The organism is Pseudoneobacillus rhizosphaerae, assembly GCF_917563885.1.
GTDB classification, from domain to species: Bacteria; Bacillota; Bacilli; order Bacillales; family Cytobacillaceae; genus Pseudoneobacillus; species Pseudoneobacillus rhizosphaerae.
This window is the reverse complement of the sequence record NZ_CAKJTG010000066.1, coordinates 1-965: the sequence shown is the minus strand read 5'-3', so window position 1 is coordinate 965 and position 965 is coordinate 1. Positions and strand designations below refer to the sequence as shown.

The 965-nt window shown below is 39.9% G+C and carries 1 protein-coding gene; it reads left to right on the top strand.

Features of this window, described 5'->3' with window-relative positions; translation table 11 throughout:
- Nucleotides 1–965: aldehyde dehydrogenase family protein (locus LRP83_RS23130; protein WP_230499186.1), on the top strand; the 965-nt coding region annotated here is incomplete at both ends.

Sequence of the window (965 nt, the reverse complement as noted above, 5' to 3'; positions counted from 1 at the left end):
ATTGATTTCTTAGAATTCTATGCTCGTCAAATGCTACAAATTAAAGATGGTGTTCCTGTGAACAGCCGTCCGAATGAATATAATCGTTATGACTACATTCCGTTAGGAGTAGGAATCATTATCTCTCCTTGGAACTTCCCATTAGCAATCATGGCTGGTACAGCAGTTGCTGCGATTGTAACAGGAAACACTGTTTTATTAAAGCCAGCTTCAACAACTCCAATCGTTGCAGCTAAATTTGTAGAAGTCATGGAAGAAGCAGGATTACCAAAAGGTGTTCTTAACTTCGTTCCAGGAAGCGGTGCTGAAGTAGGAGACTACTTAGTCGACCATAAAGATACTCGTTTCATCAGCTTCACAGGTTCTCGTGATGTTGGATTACGCATTTTCGAACGTGCATCTAAGTTAAACGAAGGTCAAATTTGGATGAAGCGCGTAATTGCGGAAATGGGTGGAAAAGATACAATCGTGGTGGATAGCGAAGCAGATTTAGAATTAGCTGCTCAATCGATTGTTGCTTCCGCATTCGGTTTCTCAGGACAAAAATGTTCTGCATGTTCTCGTGCAGTCATTGTTGAAGATGTCTACGATCAAGTATTAAATCGTGTTATCGAAATTACGAAGGAAAAATCAACTGGAAACCCTGAATTGCAAGAAACGTTCACAGGTCCAGTAATTGACCAAAGTTCTTTCAATAAAATAATGGGATATATTGAAATCGGTAAGGGCGAAGGCCGTTTAGTTGCAGGTGGAACTGGAGATAACTCAAAAGGATTCTTCATCGAACCAACAATTATTGCTGACCTTGATCCAAAAGCTCGTATTATGCAAGAAGAAATTTTTGGACCAGTTGTTGGTATCTGCAAGGCTAATGATTTTAATCATGCAATTGAAATTGCAAACAACACAGAATACGGCTTAACGGGTGCAGTAATCACACGTAACCGTGAGAAAATCCAACAAGC